This window comes from Pontibacter sp. HSC-14F20 (assembly GCF_019599265.1).
GTDB lineage: Bacteria > Bacteroidota > Bacteroidia > Cytophagales > Hymenobacteraceae > Pontibacter.
On the sequence record NZ_JAHZTC010000002.1, the window covers coordinates 288,861 to 310,878 of the forward strand.

Here is a 22,018-nt window from a genome sequence, read left to right on the forward strand (position 1 = left end):
CAGGTATAGGGTTTATACCTACAGCTATGCAGGCAAGGCGGTACTATGTTCGTTGAGTACGGCTTCTGGCTGAGTCGTCTCCTTATGATGATCCTGATCTATAAATGTTCTGAACCATAACTCAAGGTGTACCCATTTCCAGATCTCCTTTGCTATATTGGTTTTGCCTGAGAGATGTTCTCTATACTTTCGTATGGCGACCTCAGCGTTGATCAGGTTTCGCCTTCTAAAAGAATCACTCTTTAGGATTCCTTCGATAATGTTCCGCCAGGCGGGTTCTCGGAACCATTCGTCTTGTGGTGTGCCAAAGCCGATTTTATCCTGCCGCATCCTGATCTTTTCGGGCAGTACGCCTTTCATAGCCTCTCTAAGTATAAATTTGGTAATCCCGTGGCGTATAGCCCAGTTATCTGAACTGGCTAGTGTCTTTTCGACAAGACGGTAGTCCAGGAAAGGGACCCGTGCCTCAAGAGAGAAGTGCATCGAGTTCAGGTCTTCCCATTTAAGCAAATGCTCCAGCTTATTTTCAAAGTGATCGAGCAATGCGTCCTTCAAAGAGTTGGAGCCATACAAGTTTCCGGCTATACCATTTGACTGGCTGTATTTTTCTACGAAAGCATCTTGCATATACCCTTTTTCATCGACCCTCATCTTTGTTCGCATATTCTCAGGTAACAGAAAGTAAACGAATGATTTAAGTCCATACAGGCTGCGATGATTGTTTAGGTAATGATATATCTCGCTGACCAGTTTTCCGATCCGGCCTGACCGAAGCAGATCTTTAAAGTAAAAGCCGAAAAAGTAATGATACCCAGCCAATTGTTCGTCAGCTCCCTGCCCATCCAGAGTTACTACCACGTTGTCTTTGGCCAGTTCCATTACCTTGTACTGCGCATATGGTGAGGTAGAAGGTATAGGCTCAGCGTGCGTCTTTATGAACTGAATCAGATCGTTCTCCAGTGTCTGTGCATTCGGATAGGTATAATGCATATGATTTAGCAGCGGCTTATACTCATGTATAAACTGCTTCTCATCGCCTGTTTGACCATTTTGATAGACGGCTGAGAATGTGTTGAGGTCTTTTTTGTGAAAGTTGTTGAGTAGTACGGACGTGATGCTGGAGGAGTCCAGTCCCCCGCTCAGGCATACCCCGACAGGTACATCGCTTCTGAGTCGTAATCCGACCGCCGATGTGAACAGTTCTTTATATTCTTCCGGGCTCTTGAATTTTTCTGACTTCGATACTTTTTCTCTCAAATCATACCAACGACTGATCTTTACGTTTTTGCCGCACACGGTAAGCTTCATACCGTGCTGCAGTTTTTTAACTTCCTCAAAGAAAGTAGCCTCTGACTGGTCTGTTCTGTTAAATGCCAGGTAGTCGAATATGCTTTGGTGGTTTGGTGTTGGCTTTTCTTCGAGCAGGCTCAGTAGGGGAGGTATTTCGGAGCAAAAAGCAAAGTAGTCTGCTTTGTGGATGTAGTAAAATGGCTTGATACCGTATCTATCTCGTGATGCGAAAATAGTTTTGGTCAAGCGGTCATAGATCGCGAAAGCCCACATGCCATTGAATTTGTTCATGCAGTCTTCGCCCCACTGTATGTAGGCGTTTAGCAAAACCTCTGTGTCTGTTTTCGTTTTGAATTCTACCCCTAACCGTTGCAGCTCTTCACGCAATTCCACATAGTTAAATATCTCCCCGTTGAATTCCAGCACATAGCGTCCATCGGCAGAAACCATTGGTTGATGGCCGTCAGGTGAAAGATCAATTATACTGAGACGGACAAAACCAAAACCTACTTCATCCTCAATAAATACGCCATCATCGTTAGGCCCTCGATGTTTCATCTGCTGCATCATGTGACGCAATGCAGACTCTTTGGGCGTTTCCTGATTAAAATTGATAATACCAGCTATTCCACACATGTCTTTAAGGGTTTGTCGTAGGAAAATCTATTCTATTATTTGCTCGAAGATGATAAAGAAGGGTATAGAGCTTCTAAAGCCTTGTATAAAGGCTTATTGGCTACAGCTGAGATAGCATAAATGGGCCGGTCTTCCGCTGTAGAAAGGTTAGTAGTAATAGCCTGAATAAAGGCTTGTAATTGTACCTGACTTAAGGAAGGACAGTAAAAATTACTCAGAACGGCTGCCTGTGCCGATAATTCTAACTTTGAGTTCAAAGATGGTCTGGTGACGTTGGATTCACTTAGCCAGGCACAACCTAACAACTGCCCGTTTTCCTGCCAGGTATACACATGCTGACCAGTCTCGAGTCTGCGCATAGCATCGGACAGAAACTCCCACTTTGACACGAGGGTGGTAGTGGGGATATAGCAAAGCAAGTCCTTTAATTCATTTTTTTTGGCGGGTATACCTTGATGCTGACCTTTGGCAGGCTGCACACAGAATACTCGAACCTCATTGGTTTTGACTATATTTTGAATATTTTTCTTTAGCAGCTGGAAAAGATTGCGTCTGTTGAGGAGCTTAACTTTTTCCTTAACAACTGCTGCACGGTGACTCATATGCCTGATTTGATGTTGTGCTATACCTAATTTCGGTAATGTGTTTTTGAGATACTTTATTGAATTAAATTTTAGATTCTTGTTGAGAATATTTACCATGTTGCCAAATACCAATTCAGTAGAATGGGTAAAGTCTGTGGCAAGGCTCTCCTTGTATGGGTCGCTGCCCGGCGTCAGATCAAAGACTGCTATACCTTCTTCTGCCAGCATTACACCAAGCATCAAAAAGTGTAATATACCAGGAGAGTGTTTAGCCTGCATCGGAGAGTGGGTGTTGATGCCTTGCAAATGCACCCAGTTTCGGCCGGTTACGCCAACATTGGAGGCCACAATGGTGTCTTCCACTTTCAACAGTGTGACATGAAGCAACCCTAGCTTAAAAAGTTCATACAGAAACGCTTTGCGACAGCTATCCTCCTCAAATGCCCGCTTGTTGTACATGGCCCCTTTCCTGAAATCACTCTGGATGGTGAGTTCATTCAACACCGAGCAAAATTCATCTGTATCGGTGATTCTGATAAAAGAAAGATTACCCTGACGTTTCAGGCGATTTAGCTTTTCCCTTCTGTTTTTCTTCCGTAGCTCTTGTGACAGATTCTCCTTATCCAGACTAAGCAAAGGTTGCATAACAGTTCGCCGAAAGCAGTTTCTCTGCCATTCCAGGTCTGTTTCAAGCCATTGAAGTGGTGTGTTGGCTGGTACGAATTTTATGCTGATTTCTGACTGTGGAAACTGTTTAAGCAGTACTGTCAGGGCCTGCTTTATAAAGTTTGTACTATTCTCCTTATCTGTAAGCCATACCTGATACTCTGCCTGATTATCTCCTGCACCAACTAGCTGGCCGTTACTGCCTTGTGCCAGCGCTAAAAGACCGGTCAGCTTATCTCCGTGATTAGCTATTGCCAGGATCGGCAGGTAAGTTGCGTAATATGATTGGTACCAGGTATAAACAAAGTCCCTGCTTTGGAAAACAGTTGCCCAAGAGCAGGAGGTATAGAGTTTATCCCATTGCTGCTGGAAGTTTTGATCAGCAAGCACGGCCAGAGCTTCCTTTCCTGTCAGTAATTCAATGACATCTATTTGTTGTTTTTTGTTTTTCTGTAGCAGTGTATTCATAGGAGATCTGACAGCTGTTGATTAACTATAAAGATTTTGCCGTGTCAAATATTATTTTTTGTTCTTCCTGTTGTACTCCATTGGACATTATGGCGCAAAATGCAGCTATTGTTGGGCTTGTGATCACGTATATAGGCTCCTCAGGACGATTGCTTTTTATTTTTGCACAAACCGCTTCTAAAAACATAGGCAGCCTGTTTTGGTAATCAGGCTGGAAATAAAGTCCATTTAGGACAGTACCAACTGTCGGGTACGCTAGCTTAGAAGCGTATAGATTTTTCTTTTTAGTAGCTCCGCTTACCCAAATGCAGGCTTTCAAGGTGCCGTTCTCAGTATAAGTAAATACATGCTCCCCATGTTCAAGTCTGCACATAGCCTCTGCCAGAAATTCCCACCGGGTTTTTAGCGTGTGACCTGCAGTAAAATTTAGAAGATCTTTTATATTGTTTTGACTAATATTTACATACGTAGATTTTGAAAGGATTCTATTGTTATCTGTATTTATTTTATAAATTTTTTCTTTTTCCCTAGATAGTGTATCTCTTACAGCTTCTTTGAGCCACGTTTTGAAGTCTTGCTGGCTTAAAAGACGCCACTTTTCCATCATAAGCTTTTTGCTTCTCCTAAAACGGGTCCTGGATGATTTATAGTCAATGCCAATTTTTAAAGCGCTCTCATTGATCAGTTTCTTGATGGAATTTGGCACGTTTAAAATGGACTTAGCCTTGCTCTTGATTATAAGCGCATAAACCTGATCTTCTGAATTAGCCAACCTTTGTTTATAAGGCTGATCTCCGGTAGATAAGTCAAGCATCTCGTAACCCGCACTGGCAAGTTGCTGTGCCAGCATGATGAAGCTGGTAAATCCGGGAGAGTAAGCAGCGAAAGTTGGGGCGTGGGTATTAATTCCTGCACCATGAACCCATCTATCTTTACCGATGGTAGCTATTAGTGAAGCCACAATCTTATCATTCATTTTCAGTACCGAAACATGGAGCATTTTCAATTTGAAAAGGTCCAGTAAGAAGTCTTTTTTTTGAGGGTCTGATCTGAATGGTAACATGTTGAGTGTAGCCCCTTTCCTAAAGTCATATTGGTCCATCATCTCGTCAAACATGTCCGACAATATATCAATGCAGGTGACGTGCTCAAATGTAAGTTCGCCTAAACGCTTAAGCCGGTTACGGTTTTCCTTGAACTGCTTTTTGGTGTAGAGTTTTGATAGTTCAGGGTGTGTTAGGTCAACTAGCGGACGATCATAAGATTTCAATACCGTTAATGCTCTCCACTGCTCATCTGTTTCAAGCCATTTGAGAGGGGTATGTGGTGGTAGCTGGAACAGATTGATGGTATAGCCAGGAAAATGTTCCCGTACTTTATGGAGCGCTGATTTAATAAACGATTCCTTATTATACTCTTCGGCTAGCCAGGTATGATAGTAAGCGTCAGTTGAGCCCGCACCGTTTATCTCCAATTGCTTAAGGTTCATACAGAGATTCAGTATACCTGTAACCCTGTTCCCTCTGTAGGAGGTAATTAAAATGGGAATGTATTGCTTCTTGTACAGTTTATACCAAGCATTAGTGTAGTTAGGGGTTTGAAATACAGTAGCCCAGTGGCAAGACTGGTAGAGTGAATTCCATTCGACCTGGAAATTCTCATCTAAAAGTATTTTCAGCGCGTCTTCTCCCGCGCTTAACTCAATCTTATCTTCTACTTCAGGGTATAAAGTGTTGCTTTCTGTATCGGTATATGTGCCTTTCATACTAAATTGATATGAGGTTAAGATTTTAACTGAAGCTTAGCGAAGTATTTAAGCATGGTGGGTTATGGGACTGACTTAAACCCTGCTTTAAGGAGCAATTCGTTGGACGATAGATCTATTGCATACAATTCAGGCTCGTGAGTATCCCGAGCGATAATCACAGCTACATTTTCAAGAAACTGCTCAAACTGATCGCTAGCCTCAGGATGGCAGTAAAAATGCATTAAAGCAGGTATATTAATCAGGGATGGCTCTTGGGGGTGAATAAAATCTGTGTAGCTAAACCAGGCACAGGCCATCAGGCGTTCTCCTTCTGTCCAGGTATAGGCGTGCTGCCCTGTTTCAAAAAGCCGCATTGTATTTTCCAAAAATTCCCAACGGGTCAATTCTGTGTCTTTCTCAAAGTTCAGTATATCCCTTAGGCTGTTCTTTTGGATATGCATTTCTGAAAGGGGTAAGTCGGCCTTTAAGTGCTTGACATATAATTGCTTCTGATTCTTATCTCTCCCTACAAGCTGACCGATCGCTCTGGCATAGCCAGTCTTTTTAGCTTTCTTAAGTCGGTTCTTTAACAGGTATAGATATTTCTTGATCTGAAGCTCAACAGTCATAGGGCGCCTTCCGGTTCTGACCAGATAGTCTTGCAATTCTTTCTTGATAAGCCTTTTGAGGCGTAAGACTTTGCTGCCTGTTATGAGCAATCCGTATACCTGATCATGACTAGTCGCCAGACGCTCTTTATAAGTGTCTCCGCCTGGGGTTAGGTCAAATACTTCAGCCCCTTCCTGAGCCAGGAGCTGCCCCAGATTAAGAAAGTGTAGGATGCCAGGAGAATGCTTGGCATAGAAAGGAGAGTGTGTGTTAATGCCTTGCAGGTATACCCAGCCGCGATCTGCCACCGCCACCATAGAGCCAATTATATCCTCATTCACTTTTAGCAGCGTGACGTGTAGGAGCCCCAATCTAAATAACTCCTTCATAAACTCGGCTTTGAGCGGCTTGTCCCTGAACTGGTTTTTGTTGAACAGGCCCCCCTGTCTGAAATCAAATTGCAAGGAAAGCTCCGGCAAAACAGACTCGAACACTTCAGGCTCGGTCACTTTCTCAAACTTTACAGTACCTAATTTTTTTAAACGGTTGAGTTTGGTCTTATACTGGTTATTGATTCGGAATGCCCTCTCTGCTAAAGGACTTTTTATATCCAGTAAGGGGCGCCTGAAGGACTGCTTTACACTAAGACTTCTCCATTTGTGGTTGTGATCGAGCCAGGCTAATGGTATTGCTGGTGGCAAGAACCTGAAGATAACTTTTGCTTTCGGGTATTCTTGTAGAAGTTTGGTAAGTGCCATGGTAATAAAAGATTCACATACAGCCGGTTCAGCGATCCAGCACTGGTACTCCGCTTCGTACTCACCTGCACCTACAAATCTCACACTGCCCTGTTTGCTTTCAGCATTGGTCTTGTCTGAAGCCGGAATTGCCATGGCCAATAAGCCAGTCAGCCTATTCTCTTGCTCTGACTTGAACAGAACAGGTATGTAATCGCTTCTGAACACGTGATACCACGAGGCGATAAATTCCCAACTTTGGAACGCTGTCGCCCAAGAGCATTCCATATAAAGTTTAGTCCAGGCCTGCTTAAATTCGATGTTGTCTAATAGCCTATAAACCTGATCACCAACCAGCATTTCCACATGGTTTGGTTGTTCAATAATAGGGTGCGCAATCATTGCACCACTTACATTTTCCATCATCTTTTTTGTGATAAGGTGTGTAACAAGTTGAGCCGCTCCAGCTCAATCATGGGCACTAGGAGGTGATTCTCTAGTTATTTGAAAGCCTGCCCGATTCATGGTTTTCATAAGCTGTATGTCTTGGCTAGGTATAGACAAGTATACCTGTGCACTTGACGTATTGATATTGATAAGAAAAGCAACAGACGCAAGAAATTCCCTGATCTGAGCAACGACTGAAGGGTGGACGTAAAAATCCTGCAGGTAAAATGCTTGGCAATCCGCTGCTGTTAATTGGAAATCAGAAGCGTGTGCCACTTGTTTATTATACCAGGCACAAAAGAGCAAGGTACCTTGATCAGAGATTGTGTAAACTTGCGCTCCCAGTTCCAGGCTTCGCATCGCGTTTTCCAAAAATTCCCAGCGGGTGCGCACGCTCCCCTGCATCCTATAATTAAGCAGATCGCTCAGGCAGTTTTTATTGACAGACAAATTGTTGCCTAACTTCGTCAGATTAAGTTTGTCATGGTAGACTTTTTCCTGATCATTTGCCCACAGCTTTCTTACGCTACGAACCAGCTCATGGGTCAGGCCACGCTCCTTTATAAAGTATAATTGTCTTTTTAAGCTAAGTTCAATTGACATTGTCCTGATTCCCTTTTCAGTAAGGCGCTGGTAGATCAGTTTTCTTAATTGTCGTTTCAGATGATAGATCCTGGAATTGGTCGCAACCAGGATATGTACCTGATCATGCTGTGTTGCCAGCCGGTCTTTGTAAGGATCGCCACCTGGCGTCAGATCAAAGGAGCTTATCCCATCGTTTACGAATTGCTGAGAAAGCATCAGGAAATGCACATAGCCCGGGGAGTAGCTGGCAAACAATGGAGAATGAAAATTAATGCCGCCTAAATTTGCTCTGTTCTTACTTATCAAAGCGGCTACAGAAGCAACCATTTCATCTCCAGCTTTCAACACCGTTACGTGAAGAATTTTGCGCCTGAATAGTTCTAGCAGAAACTCTCTGTTGATTGGGTCACTACGGAATGGGTTTTTATTGTACATGGCTCCCTGCCTGAAATCATAATAAATCGATAGTTCATCCAAGGCATCATTGAAGGCGGCTTCATCAGTTATTTGTGTAAACTCACCAATCTGATTCATACGGCTTACCCTTTTCCGGTCTCTTCGCGAGACAGAGAAGTCAGACATTACTACCAACGGGCGGGTCAGGGGGTATAGGGTGCAGGAGTTTTGCCACTGCGGTTCCATTTTTGCCCATTCAATGGGCGTGTTTGGAGGCAGGTGGCGCAGCATTAGATCAGTGTTCGGGAATTCATGCATGAGTGCTTTCAAAGCACCACTTATAAACGAGTTCCCATTGTTGTCTGTGGCTAGCCATGTTTGGTAATCTGATTCATAATGACCCGCACCAACGATAAATAACTTGCTGTTAGACTTTTGAAGGGGTAGCGCCAATGTGAGTAAGCCAGTTAGTATTCCTTCCTTCTGCTCTCTTATTATTATTGGCTTGTAGGCATGCCTGTAAAGTTTGTACCAAGCGATGACAAAATCAGGACTTTGAAATACTGTGGCCCAATGGCAGGATTGATAGAGAGAATGCCATTCGGCTAGAAAAGAGCTCACCTCCATTAAGCTCATCACATCTTCGCCGGCAAAAAGCTCCGGCTTATTGTCTCTTTGTCCGATTTTTACATTCTCGTAAGCATTTTCTTTAAGCATGTTTTTCTAGCGGTCTGGGGTGCAAACAGTTTATCTATTAGTCAGGGAAACATTGGAAAAACTTTCTTCAGGTACAGGTAATTGGTTCAAGTTGTATTGGAGCACCTGATCAATCATAAACTCTGTCGTATTGATGCATTCAGACACAATCCGGTCACGAACCTTTTTGTATCTATGCTGGCTGTTATCATCTTCTAAGATTGAAACAGCTCGTTCAATAGCTTTCTGCTGATCTGCTTCACTTTCGGTGAAGTTGTAGACGATGCCATACCTGCTCTCTTCATCGTCTGTATAGCCTCTTCCATCGTTGTCCATAAAAATGGAAGGGGTGCCTAAAACGGCTGCCTCAGAGGCCATGGTGGCGCTCTCTCCGAATAGTAAGCTGCTATAGTAGATGGCATCGTGCATCTTGTCAAACGGGATGGAGATACGGTACTGCTCCAGGTCCTCAGGAAGCTGGCCTTCTGAAGTGACAAATACCCGCGCTAGTTTCGACAGCGCCAGCACAGCTTTACGCTTGTTGGCAAGCGACATGCCCGTGTGGTTAAAATCATGAGCTGCTGCCCAGGAGACAAAACGCACGATCACAAACTTTTCATCTTCCCGCACCTGCAGTAACTCCAGTATTTCAGGGTTTGGCTTGTAGTAGGCAGGGTGCAGATAGGCAAGTTCCATATATCCCTTGAAGCGCACCTGTTTCTGTCCTAAATCAGTACGATAGCAGGAGGGGGTAAACACTTTGGTGGCAAAAGGAATGGTTAGTTTATGGTGAAGTGTGGCATGCTCTGTATCACTAAACACAAGGGATGGCTTACCCATCAAGGCGGCAACCTGCGAAGGGTAGGGGTGTAGGAAATTAAGAAAAAGGTCGGGTTTAAAGGATGATGCAATCTGCAGTAATTTGTAATCAGCATAGAGCAGGTATAGGAACTTACCAATCTTGCCATCCTTGCCTTTTCCTCTGTTGATGAAAGAAATCTGGTATAGGTTCAAGAGTCTTTGTGCCATCTCTTTGTCCCGCGAAACGAAGAGAACGGCGTGGCCTTTCTCCACCATAAGCTTCGAGAAATTTCTGAAGTAATGTACATGGGCAGGGTGATTGATGTCGATAAGTATCCTCATAATAAGAAGGTTTTTTCAGAAAGACCGAGTATGTAATAGCCTGTCAGCGTTTGTATTGCAGGTGAGTTGAGCAGCAGTTTTTTCTACTTCTATCTCGGGAAGCGGCACATGCTTCTGGTAAATACTGATCACCTTTTGGGCGATGGTGTCAGCGTCGAGTCCCAGCTTTTCAATTCGATCCCTACCTGAGGTTCTTCCTTTAGTTTGAGCAAACTCCAGTGCGCGTCCTATCTTTTCAGCAAAGTCCGCCACCTCAAACGAAGCCAGGTAGCAGCCTTCAGTGTCTCCCATTACCCACTTAATGTCACCTACGTCAGTAGCAACGATGGGGCAGTTGCAAGCCATTGCCTCTTTGATTACATTGGGCGAACCTTCCATAAAGGAGGGTACTACCAATACATCAGCCGAATTCATATACTTAGGTATAGCCTGGTGGGGAATCGGGAAGGGGTTGATGAGCTGCACATCCGGCAGTGCTAGGTAGGCTACCGCCTGCTGAGCCAAAGGATAATTCTTGCCGACCCTTTCCTGGCTTCCTAGAAATAATACTAGTTTCTTTGACGGATCCAGGCCTAACGCTTCACGATAGCCTTCAGGGTTTGGATTGAAGGTGGTAATGTCTATCCCATTTGGTACGACATAAGATTTATTTTTTTGGTAGACATATTTCTCCAGATTAGCTGACTTGGAAATAATGGCTTTGACGAAAGGTTGAATCAGAATAGATGACAAAATGAAAAACCTGCTGCTAAACCTGATTTTATTTACACCAATGTAGTCGCCTTGTGCGTCATCGCCCATAAGTGAGAGTATAACCGGTGTGTCACCTCCACCCAACACGGCAGTCCATCCAGAAAGTGAGAAGTGAGCATGTATGAGATCATATTGGTGATGCTTCAGGTGTTGGCGTAACTGCCCGACTGCTTTCAGATAGCCTCGCAGGCCTTTGCCTTTAATTGGAAAATACGCTACCTCTATACCTGCATTCTGCAACGAGTCTCCCTGTGCCTTAATGAATGGCGCGATATCGAAGCTTTTAGAATTGCCGCTGCACACAAAAAGTACTTTCATAGAATTATAATGTAGTAAGGAAGGGCAACACCAAACTTGCCCGGTACCGGTTAAAAAATAGGTATTTCAGGTATAGCTAAGGCTACTTATTTGCACTCAAACATTTTGTTCCAGCAGTTTTTCCTGAAACACTGTTTTTTCTTTTTCATTATGAGCTTCTTTTACCTCTTCTATAGGTTTGTAATGTTTTATAGCCGAGAGCAGCAACATCAGAAGCGGAGCGTAGGTAAACGTACCAATAAAGCGGCCCGGTAGGAGCACCATTACAAACATGGCCAGAAGTGGGTAATATGCTTTCCGGTTTTCAGGTATAATCCTGGCGTTACCGAGCAGGAAGTAATGGATAAAGAACAGTGTAAACAGCAGGAGGCCAAATAAGCCTGTGCTGTAGAAGATCATGTTGATGTCGCTGTGAATAGGACGATCTCTCCCAAAGTACTTTATACCAAAGCTGAATGTATCCCACAGTTTGACTCCAAATAAGAGCTCTAACGGATCTTCCCGCTTATCATGGTAATCAATGATGAAAAGAGTCTCCAGGTACCTGCCTTCTTCTTCATAGGTTTCGAGGTCCTGTATGCGTTCCCGTTTCTCAAGCTGAGCTGCAAGTTTAGCTTCGTAAAGTGGGTAGCTGAAAATGAGAGCGGCAATAAGGCAGAACACCAGGATAACCATTTTGAAGATCAACTGCCTGTTCAAAAGCATGTAGACAAACAATGCTCCGACAATCATAACAAGCGAGGTGCGCCGGGTAATAACGATCAGGAGCGCTATATTGAACAGAATCAAGGCAATATCAAATAGCTTGATCATAGCTCCTCTGTTCTTGTTCGTGAAAATATAATGTACGCCCAGGAAGATCAATAGGGGGGCAATGTACATGCGAGAGGTAGTCAGGAAGCCTGTTGTAAAAGTCTCAGCGTATGAGCGTCCTACGTTAAAGATGTTTGCGTAAATAATATAAACTGGAATCAGTATAAGCAGATAGCGGTTATACTTTTCAAACTCCTGCAAAAAGTTTCTCTTCTCCCCAATTTCACGCCCGATCAGGATCATCAGTAAAGCTGCAAGAATAGCTAGTGTTGTTTTAACCGAGAGTATAATATCTCCGGGAATATAGACAGTTAATAAACCAAGGTAAACAAAGAGAACAAGAAAGATACTGTCTGACTTGCGAAGTCCGCCGTGCGCAAACAGGTATACAACCATAAGCGAAAGCGGAATTATATAGCGGATGGCGGCGAAAATCTGATCGTCTTTGTAGAAGCCATCAAACATATCAAACAACAGAAAAAATACCACCAGACCAATAGGGAATAGCTTTTGGTTCACCAAAAAAACTAGTATAAGCAATATTCCCAGCGCGATCAGTATCATAAACAGATAGAAAAATAGGGAGGCCCAAAAAATCGGATTGTAACTAGCTTCTTATAAAGAAGTAAGATGTTGACTGCAAATTGAGGAGTTCTGTTTAAGCAGAATAACCTGATAAATCGTTGCTTGAAATACCTGTCATTATGTTTTCTTGCAAAGTTTAGTTGGCGTTCAATAAGTCTACTTTTCCTCTTCTGTCCAGCCCAGGCATGCCGCAAACCGTTTTCCACAGCCTTATAAGCGATGAATTTGTTTAGATAATGATTATGGTTACTGTATAGGTCAGACCAGGATTCTTTACAGGAGTCTGGTTTGGCTATCCTGCCAAAGGCGCCACTCATCATCATATTATAAGTAGCCATTATTTTATGAGTATAGGCCACAGGGTAATGCATGGCTACTTTGCACCACATAAATGAGTCTTCCCCGCTGACCATACCAACAGGGAACAAGCCAGATACTGCGGTAACTTCTTTCTTGATGATGGTAGCCGAGGTCCAGGAAATCATGTTATCCAGGGTAAGGGTAGCTTTGAAGTAGTCTTCAATAACCCCATCCGATATATTGGGGCTTTCGATAAAAATTCTATCCCCTTTTACTGCTCTGTAAGCGCAGTTATACATGCCGCAGTCAGGATATTTCTCAATCATTTTGTTCATCTCTTCCAGATAGTTGCTGTCCCAGGTATCATCTGCATCCAAAAAGGCTATGTAGTCATAGTTCGCTCTTTCAATACCGTAGTTGCGGGCATCCGATACACCGCCATTTTTTTTGGTGTATACTTTTATTCTCCTGTCGTCAAATGACTGAACAATGGACAGGCTCTGATCCGTTGACCCATCATTTACTACAATCACTTCGTAGGCAGTAAAAGTCTGGTCGAGCACAGTGTGTAGGGTTTCAGCTATACTGGCTTCTTTATTATAAAGAGGTATGATAATACTAAACATTCTGCTTGATGTTAGTGACAAGGTGATTTAAAACAGCGTTGTATTTATCTATCTGGTGAACAGGCATCAGGTTTTTGTTGGCAAACTGACTGGCCTCTCCAGTTATTCTGTTGAGTGTGTAAATCGCTTTGAGGAGAACGGGTTCTGTATTTAGACGTTGGGCCAGCAAACTGAGGTAGTCCTGATCTTTCAGAATAGCGATAGTCCAGCTGATATCGTATTTAACGGCCTCCGCGAAATTGTAAAAATGAATATAATCTGTAATAAAGCTGCCATGGCTGTTGTACATAGACCAGTCAATTATCCTGATCTTCTGATCAACCAGTATTATATTTTCCATGTGGAGGTCACCATGGGCGCTGGTTATAGGTAACTTCAGCGGGCGCAACAGTTCATGGCACTGCTTCATAAGGTGTAGATCCAGGCCTTGCTGACCTAGCTTTTGCAACTTTTTATAGTCATAGGTTTTATGGGCTTGTTGCAGCTTAAAATGCATCGCCTCTTCCAGTTTAGCTGATATATAGTTCTCTACCTGGTTCAAGTCAGGTTCAGAGACAGGTATTCCTTTTACCATAGAAAGAAAAAAGGAGGAAGGGCGGATCTGAATGACATTGTCAGACCAGAAATTTGCTTGCAGTGCTCTTTGGTTACCTATTATTTCTGCTTTCTTGACAACTCCCCCAAACGGAGTAAAAATCTTATAAGTGGTGTTTTTCCAATGAAAGATGTAAGAGTAACAAGTTAAAAATATTGATATTGAATTAAAGGTGAATGGCATAGTGCGTAGGTTTATGTCAGGAAATCTATTCAAAAATTTATACCAGTTCAGTCAGGTTCGCCGGATGTATAATAATAAGAAGAATGCCCATTCCAACGAGTCTTTTACTTCCTCGTTTTGTTTTTTGAAGTTTGTCATCTATTAAGGGTTAAAGGTATAGCTGGCATTTGCTTGAACATTTTCCAGGTAGGGAGTGCTTCAGGGTGTATTACGCCTAGTTGCCCTGGTATACTGTTCAGTTGTAGTACTTTGGCGATGGCCAACCGGTGTATGCCCCCACCGCCGAATATCACCTGGTTTTGTCTGCCTATATGTATGAATATACCCCCTTCTTCATTATAGCAGCGTGGGTTTAGCTCTCGCTGTGTTTTTAGCCTGCCTGTTAATTTTACATTTTCAAACAGGTTGTCCAGCCGCTCATACCTGGCCAGAATATCATCAAGGGAACTGCACTTGTCTACCGGACCGTTCCGCTGCTGTATGCATTCGAGCATGAAATCATAAATTCCCGTCTCTTCCCATGTCTTGTTCAATTTCCACCGCTCAATACAGGCATTATACTTAAAGCGTGAGTCTATTGCAGTCAGGTTCTCGAGCTGGTCCCAGTCCCCTCCAATTACACGACCTGAGTCTTTCTGCTTCCATGCAAATGAATACTGGTTAACCTGCATCGGATCAACAAATATTAATTCGGCATGAGCAGGGGCATTGGCACCATACCTGATTTTGTTTAAAGTACTTCTTATGTATTTTTTCACTATACAACAGGAGATAAGTCAATGATCTTAGTGCTTCTTAATCAGCCTTATACCTTGCTTTAAATCGTTTAAAAAAAAGAGTAAATAAACCAGTCCGCCTAAAAGCCCTGCTACAAGCAGTTCTAACAATACAGCCATGCCCACCAGCGTGATCAGGTAAATGATAACCAGCATAACGAGCGCTGCCAGAGTCGGGTCTTTAAGTGCATACATCACTTCCATATCGGTGATGTGTATGTACTTCTTCATAAAGTAGTGGAAAGCTATGCGTGAAGTTGTATAATGTATACACACCGCATAAGCCACACCTTCTATCCCAAAATATTTCTGTCCGAAATAGATAAGTGGCAAGGCGATTACAAAAGTGTTGATGGTGTTCAGATAAAAACTAACGGAAGGCTTCCCGATACCTTTTAATACCTCGGCTGGTGTGCCGGAGATGGCAAAGATCATAGCCGCCACCGATAGAATGCGTAATGGTGCTGCGGCTTCCAACCATTTGGCACCGAAGAAAAAAAGGATAATCTCTTCGGCGAGCCCGATCAATAAGACTGATATTGGGAATGTAATAATTGCTGTCATCCGCATGGTTTGCAGATAGTACATCTTAATCTTTTCCGGATTATCCTGCAGATTGCTATAGACAGGAAAGAATACCTTGTTGAAAATAGAATAGAGTTGTGACTTTAGCGTCAAGCTCAACATAAAAGCCAGGGTATAGATACCGAGCAAGTGAGAACTGACCAGCTTACCAATAATCAGGTAGTCCAGGTTCTTGCGGAGGAAGTGCAGGATGTTGTTTAGCTGTGTGTAGACGCTATACCCGGCCATTTCTAGCAGCACATCTTTGCGAAACACAAACTTTGGTGCCCAGCCTACTTTCACCCAGTAAGAAACAAGGATCACGCCCGATCCAACTACGTACTTGGTAACCAGACTCCATACCCCAAACCCCAGCAAAGCCATAATGACGGCAGCAATAGAACTTAAAACTGTGCCCAGGAAAGTTAGTGTAACCAGGGATTTGAAGTTCAGTTTTCGGGTTAATATAACCCGTGGGATGATTGAGGAAATATTGAAGAACAGATAAATGCTAAGTGCATTTAGAATAGGTACCAAGCGAGGCTCATTATAGAAAGTGGCTCCCGCCTCAGATACAAACAGAAAAAAACAGAGGACAAATATGATCGATACCACAAGCAGAAACCATAATGCACTCGAGTATCGAATATCTGTCAGTTCGTCTTCTTTCTTTTGAATAAGAGCATTGTAAAGCCCCATATCCGAAACTACCTCCAATATGCCGACCACCAGCATGGCCATACCTATTATCCCGTATGCTTCAGGAACAAGCAGCCTGGCCAGAATAAGCATAACCAAAAAGTCAGTACTCTTAGTGGCAACCACGCTTATTGTGTTCCACTTTAATCCTGATAATACCTTACCCCGCATGCCAGCAATTGCCATAGTCTAATTGAATTGCGTTGTTAACAAATTGTCGTATACTTTGCTGCTTTTATAGATTTCAGAGATAATGCTATCAGTTGCCTCGCTTACAGAAATGCTGGATGTATCGATGCTGATGTACCGACCTGCTGAAACCACTTCAGCTACTTTCCTGAACTTTTCTAGGTCTATCTTGCTCCTCTCCAAGGTGTTTTCTTCTGGTTTTCGCTGTACAAGTACTTCCGGAGATGCATACAAAAAGAACACAAGATCAGGTGTAGGCAATATTGATCGGTAAAGAAGGCTTTTACCGAATGATTTGTCGAGTATGTAGGCGCCGGGCACCCTGTCAATCAACACAACGCTATACCTTGCCCTTAATTTGATCGGTACCTGACGTAGCAGAAGTTCGGCCGGAAGCACAACAAATGACTTCAGGAAGCTGAATGCTTTGTCAACTACCTTCGGACGAAGTCGTTGATTGTAGAGCGATTTTACCCACGACGACGTCCAGCCGTTTTCCCCCATCCCCAGGTATAGCTTGTTTGTTTTAAGTTTCAGTTTTTGTTCAACAGACTCTATCAGGGTGGATTTACCGGCTCCATCAGTACCCAGGAAAAGCACCTTCATACCATAGCCATACCGTTTGAACTTTGTGGTTCTCACCATTTTGAAGCGCTGCTGGCTGAAATAGGGTTGTAGCAGTGTTTTGAGTTGATCCATGTTATTCGGAAACTCATGGCTGAGCCACTTTAGCAAGCCTGCTACAGTTTCACTACATTGGTCCGGCAATTCAGACTGATAAATATCAATGTACTGCCTCAGGTATACCCTGTGTTTTTCTTCTACTCTACCCCGCTCTTTATAAGCCAGATGTGCTGCATACAGTAAGATCGCAGCAATCCCAGATGGCCTGCAAATTCCACTCGCGTTGATAACTGCTGCTGAAAGCGCCTGATTTGGGTTGAAGTAGGTATAGCAGTGCTCAGTGCCGTTGGCAAAGGTTAGGCTATACTTTACATCCAGGTACAAGTCAGAGTGAGGAGAGTAGTAGAAGTGGTGATTGGTATGATAGCTGGGTTCTTTTCTTTTGAACCAGCCTAACGTGCGCAATTTGTTCTCAAACTCATCTTTGCTGTTAGGAGCAACAAACAAATCAATGTCTCCAGACCGAAATTCAGACTCAAAGTCTGTTAGCAGAAAATAGCCAATACCATCTTCGTGCAATGTACGGAATAAGGTCTGTATACTTGGATTCATCGTTTACCTGAGAGGAATGAGAAGAAGGAAAACTGCGCTAAGCGGTCACTTTGGTAAGACTGGATTTTTCGAGGTCTGCGTACAAGACATACCCAAGAGATGGCAGAGCCACCCGTACGGAATTGTTTTTAACCGCGACCACCATACCTTCCCTGTCTCGCAAAAAACCTCTGGACACTCTCACAGTATCATGGATGCCTACCTGTATTTTTTCCAGCTGAACATTGCTATGCTCGTTGAGGAAAGCCCTGATAGCTTCTATCTCTTCATTTTTAATTACTGCAGGCTTCCCGAGCCAGTGTACCAGGTTGATAACCCCATCTGCTTCTTTTACTTCACGGAACTGTTTATCGGTAACATACACAAACACATAAGACTTGAATAGGGGTTCGTGCAGTACTTTTCTTCTATCGCTCCACTGGCGAATAACCTTGTTCAGGGGGCAGTAGCACTGTATATCCTTCAGGTTAAGGAAGTCGGTTACCTTTTTTTCCCAACGCGGCTTTGTGTAAACTGCATACCATCTTTCTTCCATCACGTCTCTGATTAAGGGTAAGATCTTGATTTCGGGTACGGCTTCGCCTACCTCAGTCCCATTTGAGTGACCGGGAAAATTTCAAGCTAAACCATACTATTGTTATACAGGATAAGTGCTCCTGTTTGCATTTGCTGTTTTTGGAACTACCAGATAAAGGCGAAGGACCAATTACAACGTCAGGCTTTTGTGCTGATGGTTCGTGTTCGGTATACCTTATCGCTATACCTGCTTTCGTAGCCATAGCCATAGCCGTAGCCATATTGGCCCTTAACAAAACCTCTGGCCTTCACGCCATTGAATATGATAGCTACATTATGCAGTGTGCCCAACTTATTGTTTTGAGCCATTCGCTGTACCAGGCTTTTGGGAGTATAAGCATGCCGCATTACAAGCAGTGTGATATCACAGTATTGGGAAAGCAGGTAAGCATCCGAAACCAAATCGACAGGAGGTGTGTCAATGATGACATAGTCGTATGTCTCTTCCAGGTAAGAAAAGAACACTTCCAGTTTTCCATTCAATAAATGTTCTGTGTGATCACCAATATCTATGCCTGCTGGTACAATGCTTAAATTACTGATCGTGGTGCTTTTGATAATGTCACCCGGTTTTAGGTCACCGATCAAGTACTCGATAATGCCCGGGTGTTTGTACGTGTCAAAAAGTGCCGAAGTAGTAGGGTTTCTCAAGTCAAAATCCAGGAGTGCTACCTTCTTCCCAGAAGAGGCAAGGCTAGAAGCCAAATTTGTGCTCACAAAGCTTTTGCCCTCGCCGGGTATACTGGATGTGACCATTATTTTTCTCTTTGTGAAGGTGCGTCCGTAAAGCCCCATAGTTACCCGAAGCTGGCGGAATTGCTCTACATCAGCTGCTTCTGATGGTTCTATAAACATTCCATTATTTTGCTGCTTCACACTGGATAGTTCGGCCACAATCGGAACATTGGTATAAGCTTCGATTTCTGATCTGAATAACAGTTTGCTGTTAAGAATCTCTCTGCTGGATACTACCGCGATACCAATGATTAATGACAAAACGAAGGCAGATAAATACGCCAGCAGTGGCCGTGGGCTTATGGGGCCTCTGGAGGATTGGGCCAGGTCGACTATCCGAATGTCTTCAGAAGTTGGAGCAGAAGAGAGCACTGTTTCTTCGCGCTTCTGCAGAAGAAAACTATACGAGTTATTCTTTATAAGCTGTTGTCGACTGATTTCGAGCAGTTCTCTTTCCTGTTGGGGTATTGTTTGCAGGACAGAATTATAACTGCTATTGGTCGCCGCCAGTCGGGACCTGCTTGTAAGCAGGTTGTCGCGTTGGTTGCGCAGATTTTCCAGTATACCTGGCCTCAGGTTGGCTATTTCTTCTCTTACCGAAATCAACATCGGATTGTTTTCGGCGGTTGTTCTGCTTAGTTGTAGGTATTGGGTTTCTGCTAGTTGCAACTTCTGAAGTAGTTGAGACAGCACAGGGTCGTTTACACCTAGTGTAGATGGTACAACACCGGATATACCTTCTTTCGAGATCACATATTTTTCGATCTTGTCGAGAACTGCTAATTGTATGTTGATCTCAGAGATGCGTTTATCATTATCCCCCACACTTTGCAGAAACAGTCTGCCTTGTTCGGTCAGGTCAATCGCTCCTTTTGAGGATCTATATTTAACGATGCTGCTCTCGAGTTCTTCCAGTTCATTTTCGATGAGGCGTATCCTGTTTTCAACAAATTCCAGGGTTTGAGACGCAATTTTTTTACGGTCGGTCATGATGGCCTCCTGGTAAGCGTGAATCAGCGAGTTGAGGATATCTTCTCCTCTTTCTGGTACTTCATCCTCAATATAAAGAGTTATCACACTGGACATTTTGCCAGGTGTTTCAATAGCGACAGTACGAAGCAGTTTGCTTACTTCTTTTTTGGGGCTCGAAATAGAAAAGTATAAAGGAGAGTTTGCTGTACCGTTCTTGTGTTCATTCTCAGAGAAGAGCATTTCGCCGTATGGTGTTTTGACCCATTCATTTAGCGGATATGTAACATTCTCAATGTTCACCATTTGCTTGAGGCTATCGTAGGTAAAGTAAACGGCGGACTGCTCACTTACATCATAGGGAGATTTGAGCGTGATGCTGATTGGTGAAGATGTATAGGCTGATGTCGATTTAAATTTACCCTCTTCATACACTGAAGCATAAAGTTTAAGATCATTTACCACCTCGTGCATCAGGGCATGAGAACTTAATACGTTGATCTCATTTTCTACAGTCTTGTTAGTATTAAATGCATCAATGGACTCTGTCATTTTAGAGTCATTCACACCTTTTTTCTCGTCTTTAACAATAACAGAAGCTGTAATTGCATAAGTGGGTACAGCATAATAGCGCAGGTAGGCCCAGGCCCCAAGAGAACATATCGCGAGGAGTACCACGAAAAGTGGCCAGAACGGTAAGAACTTAAAAACAAGGGCAGCCCCCAGATTATCCTCTCTATTTGAACTTTTATTCTCCATAAACTAGTATTGCAAATTACCTCGTTAATCGATCTATACTTACAACTATAAATGTCAGAGAACTCAGCACAAGTGGAAGCCACTGTCTTGTAGCGCTCGCACTGGCTATTTTGGCTCTGTTAGGCTCTACATAAATGATATCGTTTGACCGGAGGTAATAGTAGGGGGATGTGAAGATCTCATCTGTCGTAAGGTCAAGCCTCACTAGTTTTTTTACGCCTGCTTCCTCTCTGATCAACAGTACATTATGCCTGCTCGCGAATATTGTTAGGTCACCGGCTAGTCCGAGTGCCTCCAGCAGTGTCAGTTTTTCGTTTGGTACTGTGAGCACAGAAGGGCGTGACACTTCTCCCAGCACAGATACTTTATAATTCAGGTATCTAACATCCACAATGGGATCCTTCAGCAGTTTGCGGCTCTCTATTTCTCTTTTTATACCTTCCTGAAAATTCTTTTTTGTTAATCCTGCAGCTTTGATCCTGCCCAGGAATGGGAACTGAATGTAACCTTCCGGATCTACCAGGTAGCCAGGTGACTGAGCTATCGTATTCGTTGCACTTGAAGCTCTGAAGCTGTTCTCTGAAGAAGCATTGAATATTTCAGTTGCAGTTGGGTTAAGGCTACTTACTGTTATGTTAAGCAAATCATTCGGCTGTAGGATTGGCTCCAGGCTTTCCGCTTTGCTTATGATTTCGGATGTGGAAACATTATCGAAATATACTGCGTGATTGGTCGGGGTGCACGAGGATAAAAAAATACAGCATATCAAGATAAAAACAAATGCTTTTACTTTATAGAGCTTCATAAGGGGTTTAAAAAAGGTGGTATTATGATTTCATGTACTAAGGTATGGTAATTTATAAATTTAGATTAAAATAATTAAATTTAATAGTGTTCTATTACAATACGGAAACAAAAATCCCAAGTTGCTTACGAGTCAATTTTGGTGAAAAAAATGTTTAAGAGGGTTAACGGCCTTAAATAATGTGTGAATCTTATAAAGTTAAAGTAATATTATCATAGTCACTCTTTTGAGTATTGTATAATTAAAAATTGCTTTAGTTATAATATGTATAAAGTGTTCTACGATAAGTATTAGAAAAAAGCTATGATATTTGCTTAATTCTAGTTGAATTTTTAATCGGGATAATATTATTATTGGGATCGAGTCTGGCGAAGGTAAATTAGGCAATGATAAAATGTACTAGTACACAGTCAATTTAGTCATTAGGTATCACTTTAGCATACTGAGAAGCCATCTTTTCCCTGGCCTCCTTGACTGTGAAGCTCCAGTGGATTTTTACTTGTTTCTCATTTCGTTCTTCTATCCAGGGCACT

General features: G+C 43.0%; 16 protein-coding genes. All 16 read right to left on the reverse strand.

Going from position 1 to position 22,018, the window contains the following annotated elements:
- Positions 1-24 precede the first annotated feature (24 nt).
- Positions 25-1,926, reverse strand: a complete 1,902-nt coding sequence (asnB, locus tag K3G39_RS03865; RefSeq protein WP_220624857.1) for an asparagine synthase (glutamine-hydrolyzing) — start codon at positions 1,924-1,926, stop codon at positions 25-27.
- Positions 1,927-1,961: 35 nt separating this feature from the next.
- Complete coding sequence (locus K3G39_RS03870; protein ID WP_220624858.1) at positions 1,962-3,644, reverse strand: GNAT family N-acetyltransferase; 1,683 nt, start codon at positions 3,642-3,644, stop codon at positions 1,962-1,964.
- A 25-nt stretch (positions 3,645-3,669) separates the two neighbouring features.
- Complete coding sequence (locus K3G39_RS03875) at positions 3,670-5,409, reverse strand: GNAT family N-acetyltransferase (RefSeq protein ID WP_220624859.1); 1,740 nt, start codon at positions 5,407-5,409, stop codon at positions 3,670-3,672.
- Between the two features lie 62 nt (positions 5,410-5,471).
- Positions 5,472-7,163, reverse strand: coding sequence for a GNAT family N-acetyltransferase (locus K3G39_RS03880; RefSeq protein ID WP_220624860.1), 1,692 nt, complete (start codon positions 7,161-7,163; stop codon positions 5,472-5,474).
- 42 nt (positions 7,164-7,205) lie between these two features.
- On the reverse strand, positions 7,206-8,882 hold the full coding sequence (locus K3G39_RS03885; RefSeq protein WP_220624861.1) for a GNAT family N-acetyltransferase: 1,677 nt from the start codon (positions 8,880-8,882) through the stop codon (positions 7,206-7,208).
- Between the two features lie 30 nt (positions 8,883-8,912).
- The gene (locus K3G39_RS03890; RefSeq protein WP_220624862.1) at positions 8,913-10,004 is read right to left on the reverse strand and encodes a DUF354 domain-containing protein; all 1,092 of its coding nucleotides are present in this window, start codon (positions 10,002-10,004) and stop codon (positions 8,913-8,915) included.
- Positions 10,005-10,019: 15 nt separating this feature from the next.
- Positions 10,020-11,075 carry a glycosyltransferase gene (locus K3G39_RS03895; protein ID WP_220624863.1) on the reverse strand — a complete coding sequence of 352 codons (1,056 nt, stop codon included), beginning with the start codon at positions 11,073-11,075 and terminating at the stop codon, positions 10,020-10,022.
- A gap of 96 nt (positions 11,076-11,171) precedes the next feature.
- Positions 11,172-12,407: a hypothetical protein gene (locus K3G39_RS03900; protein WP_220624864.1), complete on the reverse strand. Its 1,236-nt coding sequence runs from the start codon at positions 12,405-12,407 to the stop codon at positions 11,172-11,174.
- A gap of 41 nt (positions 12,408-12,448) precedes the next feature.
- Positions 12,449-13,399 (reverse strand): glycosyltransferase family 2 protein, encoded by a 951-nt coding sequence (locus K3G39_RS03905; protein WP_220624865.1) that lies wholly within the window; start codon positions 13,397-13,399, stop codon positions 12,449-12,451.
- Positions 13,392-14,177 carry a hypothetical protein gene (locus K3G39_RS03910; RefSeq protein ID WP_220624866.1) on the reverse strand — a complete coding sequence of 262 codons (786 nt, stop codon included), beginning with the start codon at positions 14,175-14,177 and terminating at the stop codon, positions 13,392-13,394. Before K3G39_RS03910 ends, K3G39_RS03905 begins: the two co-directional genes overlap by 8 nt.
- A gap of 134 nt (positions 14,178-14,311) precedes the next feature.
- Positions 14,312-14,935 carry a hypothetical protein gene (locus K3G39_RS03915; RefSeq protein WP_220624867.1) on the reverse strand — a complete coding sequence of 208 codons (624 nt, stop codon included), beginning with the start codon at positions 14,933-14,935 and terminating at the stop codon, positions 14,312-14,314.
- 27 nt (positions 14,936-14,962) lie between these two features.
- On the reverse strand, positions 14,963-16,402 hold the full coding sequence (locus K3G39_RS03920) for a lipopolysaccharide biosynthesis protein (RefSeq protein WP_220624868.1): 1,440 nt from the start codon (positions 16,400-16,402) through the stop codon (positions 14,963-14,965).
- A 3-nt stretch (positions 16,403-16,405) separates the two neighbouring features.
- A complete protein-coding gene (locus K3G39_RS03925) occupies positions 16,406-17,641 on the reverse strand; it encodes a hypothetical protein (RefSeq protein ID WP_220624869.1) in 1,236 nt (411 codons plus the stop codon).
- Positions 17,642-17,678: 37 nt separating this feature from the next.
- A complete protein-coding gene (locus K3G39_RS03930) occupies positions 17,679-18,176 on the reverse strand; it encodes a UpxY family transcription antiterminator (protein ID WP_220624870.1) in 498 nt (165 codons plus the stop codon).
- Positions 18,177-18,355: 179 nt separating this feature from the next.
- Entirely contained in the window at positions 18,356-20,680 is a 2,325-nt protein-coding gene (locus tag K3G39_RS03935; protein WP_220624871.1) for a polysaccharide biosynthesis tyrosine autokinase, read from the reverse strand.
- A gap of 16 nt (positions 20,681-20,696) precedes the next feature.
- Positions 20,697-21,485 carry a polysaccharide biosynthesis/export family protein gene (locus tag K3G39_RS03940; protein ID WP_220624872.1) on the reverse strand — a complete coding sequence of 263 codons (789 nt, stop codon included), beginning with the start codon at positions 21,483-21,485 and terminating at the stop codon, positions 20,697-20,699.
- Positions 21,486-22,018: the final 533 nt, after the last annotated feature.

Bases quoted from the DNA above. Each gene is read 5' to 3' on its own strand.
- asnB (WP_220624857.1), bottom strand. From the start codon at position 1,926: ATGTGTGGAATAGCTGGTATTATCAATTTTAATCAGGAAACGCCCAAA.
- K3G39_RS03940 (WP_220624872.1), bottom strand. From the start codon at position 21,485: ATGAAGCTCTATAAAGTAAAAGCATTTGTTTTTATCTTGATATGCTGT.
- K3G39_RS03895 (WP_220624863.1), bottom strand. From the start codon at position 11,075: ATGAAAGTACTTTTTGTGTGCAGCGGCAATTCTAAAAGCTTCGATATC.
- K3G39_RS03870 (WP_220624858.1), bottom strand. From the start codon at position 3,644: ATGAATACACTGCTACAGAAAAACAAAAAACAACAAATAGATGTCATT.
- K3G39_RS03935 (WP_220624871.1), bottom strand. From the start codon at position 20,680: ATGGAGAATAAAAGTTCAAATAGAGAGGATAATCTGGGGGCTGCCCTT.
- K3G39_RS03905 (WP_220624865.1), bottom strand. From the start codon at position 13,399: ATGTTTAGTATTATCATACCTCTTTATAATAAAGAAGCCAGTATAGCT.
- K3G39_RS03910 (WP_220624866.1), bottom strand. From the start codon at position 14,177: ATGCCATTCACCTTTAATTCAATATCAATATTTTTAACTTGTTACTCT.
- K3G39_RS03930 (WP_220624870.1), bottom strand. From the start codon at position 18,176: ATGGAAGAAAGATGGTATGCAGTTTACACAAAGCCGCGTTGGGAAAAA.
- K3G39_RS03890 (WP_220624862.1), bottom strand. From the start codon at position 10,004: ATGAGGATACTTATCGACATCAATCACCCTGCCCATGTACATTACTTC.
- K3G39_RS03920 (WP_220624868.1), bottom strand. From the start codon at position 16,402: ATGGCAATTGCTGGCATGCGGGGTAAGGTATTATCAGGATTAAAGTGG.
- K3G39_RS03925 (WP_220624869.1), bottom strand. From the start codon at position 17,641: ATGAATCCAAGTATACAGACCTTATTCCGTACATTGCACGAAGATGGT.
- K3G39_RS03885 (WP_220624861.1), bottom strand. From the start codon at position 8,882: ATGCTTAAAGAAAATGCTTACGAGAATGTAAAAATCGGACAAAGAGAC.
- K3G39_RS03880 (WP_220624860.1), bottom strand. From the start codon at position 7,163: ATGATGGAAAATGTAAGTGGTGCAATGATTGCGCACCCTATTATTGAA.
- K3G39_RS03875 (WP_220624859.1), bottom strand. From the start codon at position 5,409: ATGAAAGGCACATATACCGATACAGAAAGCAACACTTTATACCCTGAA.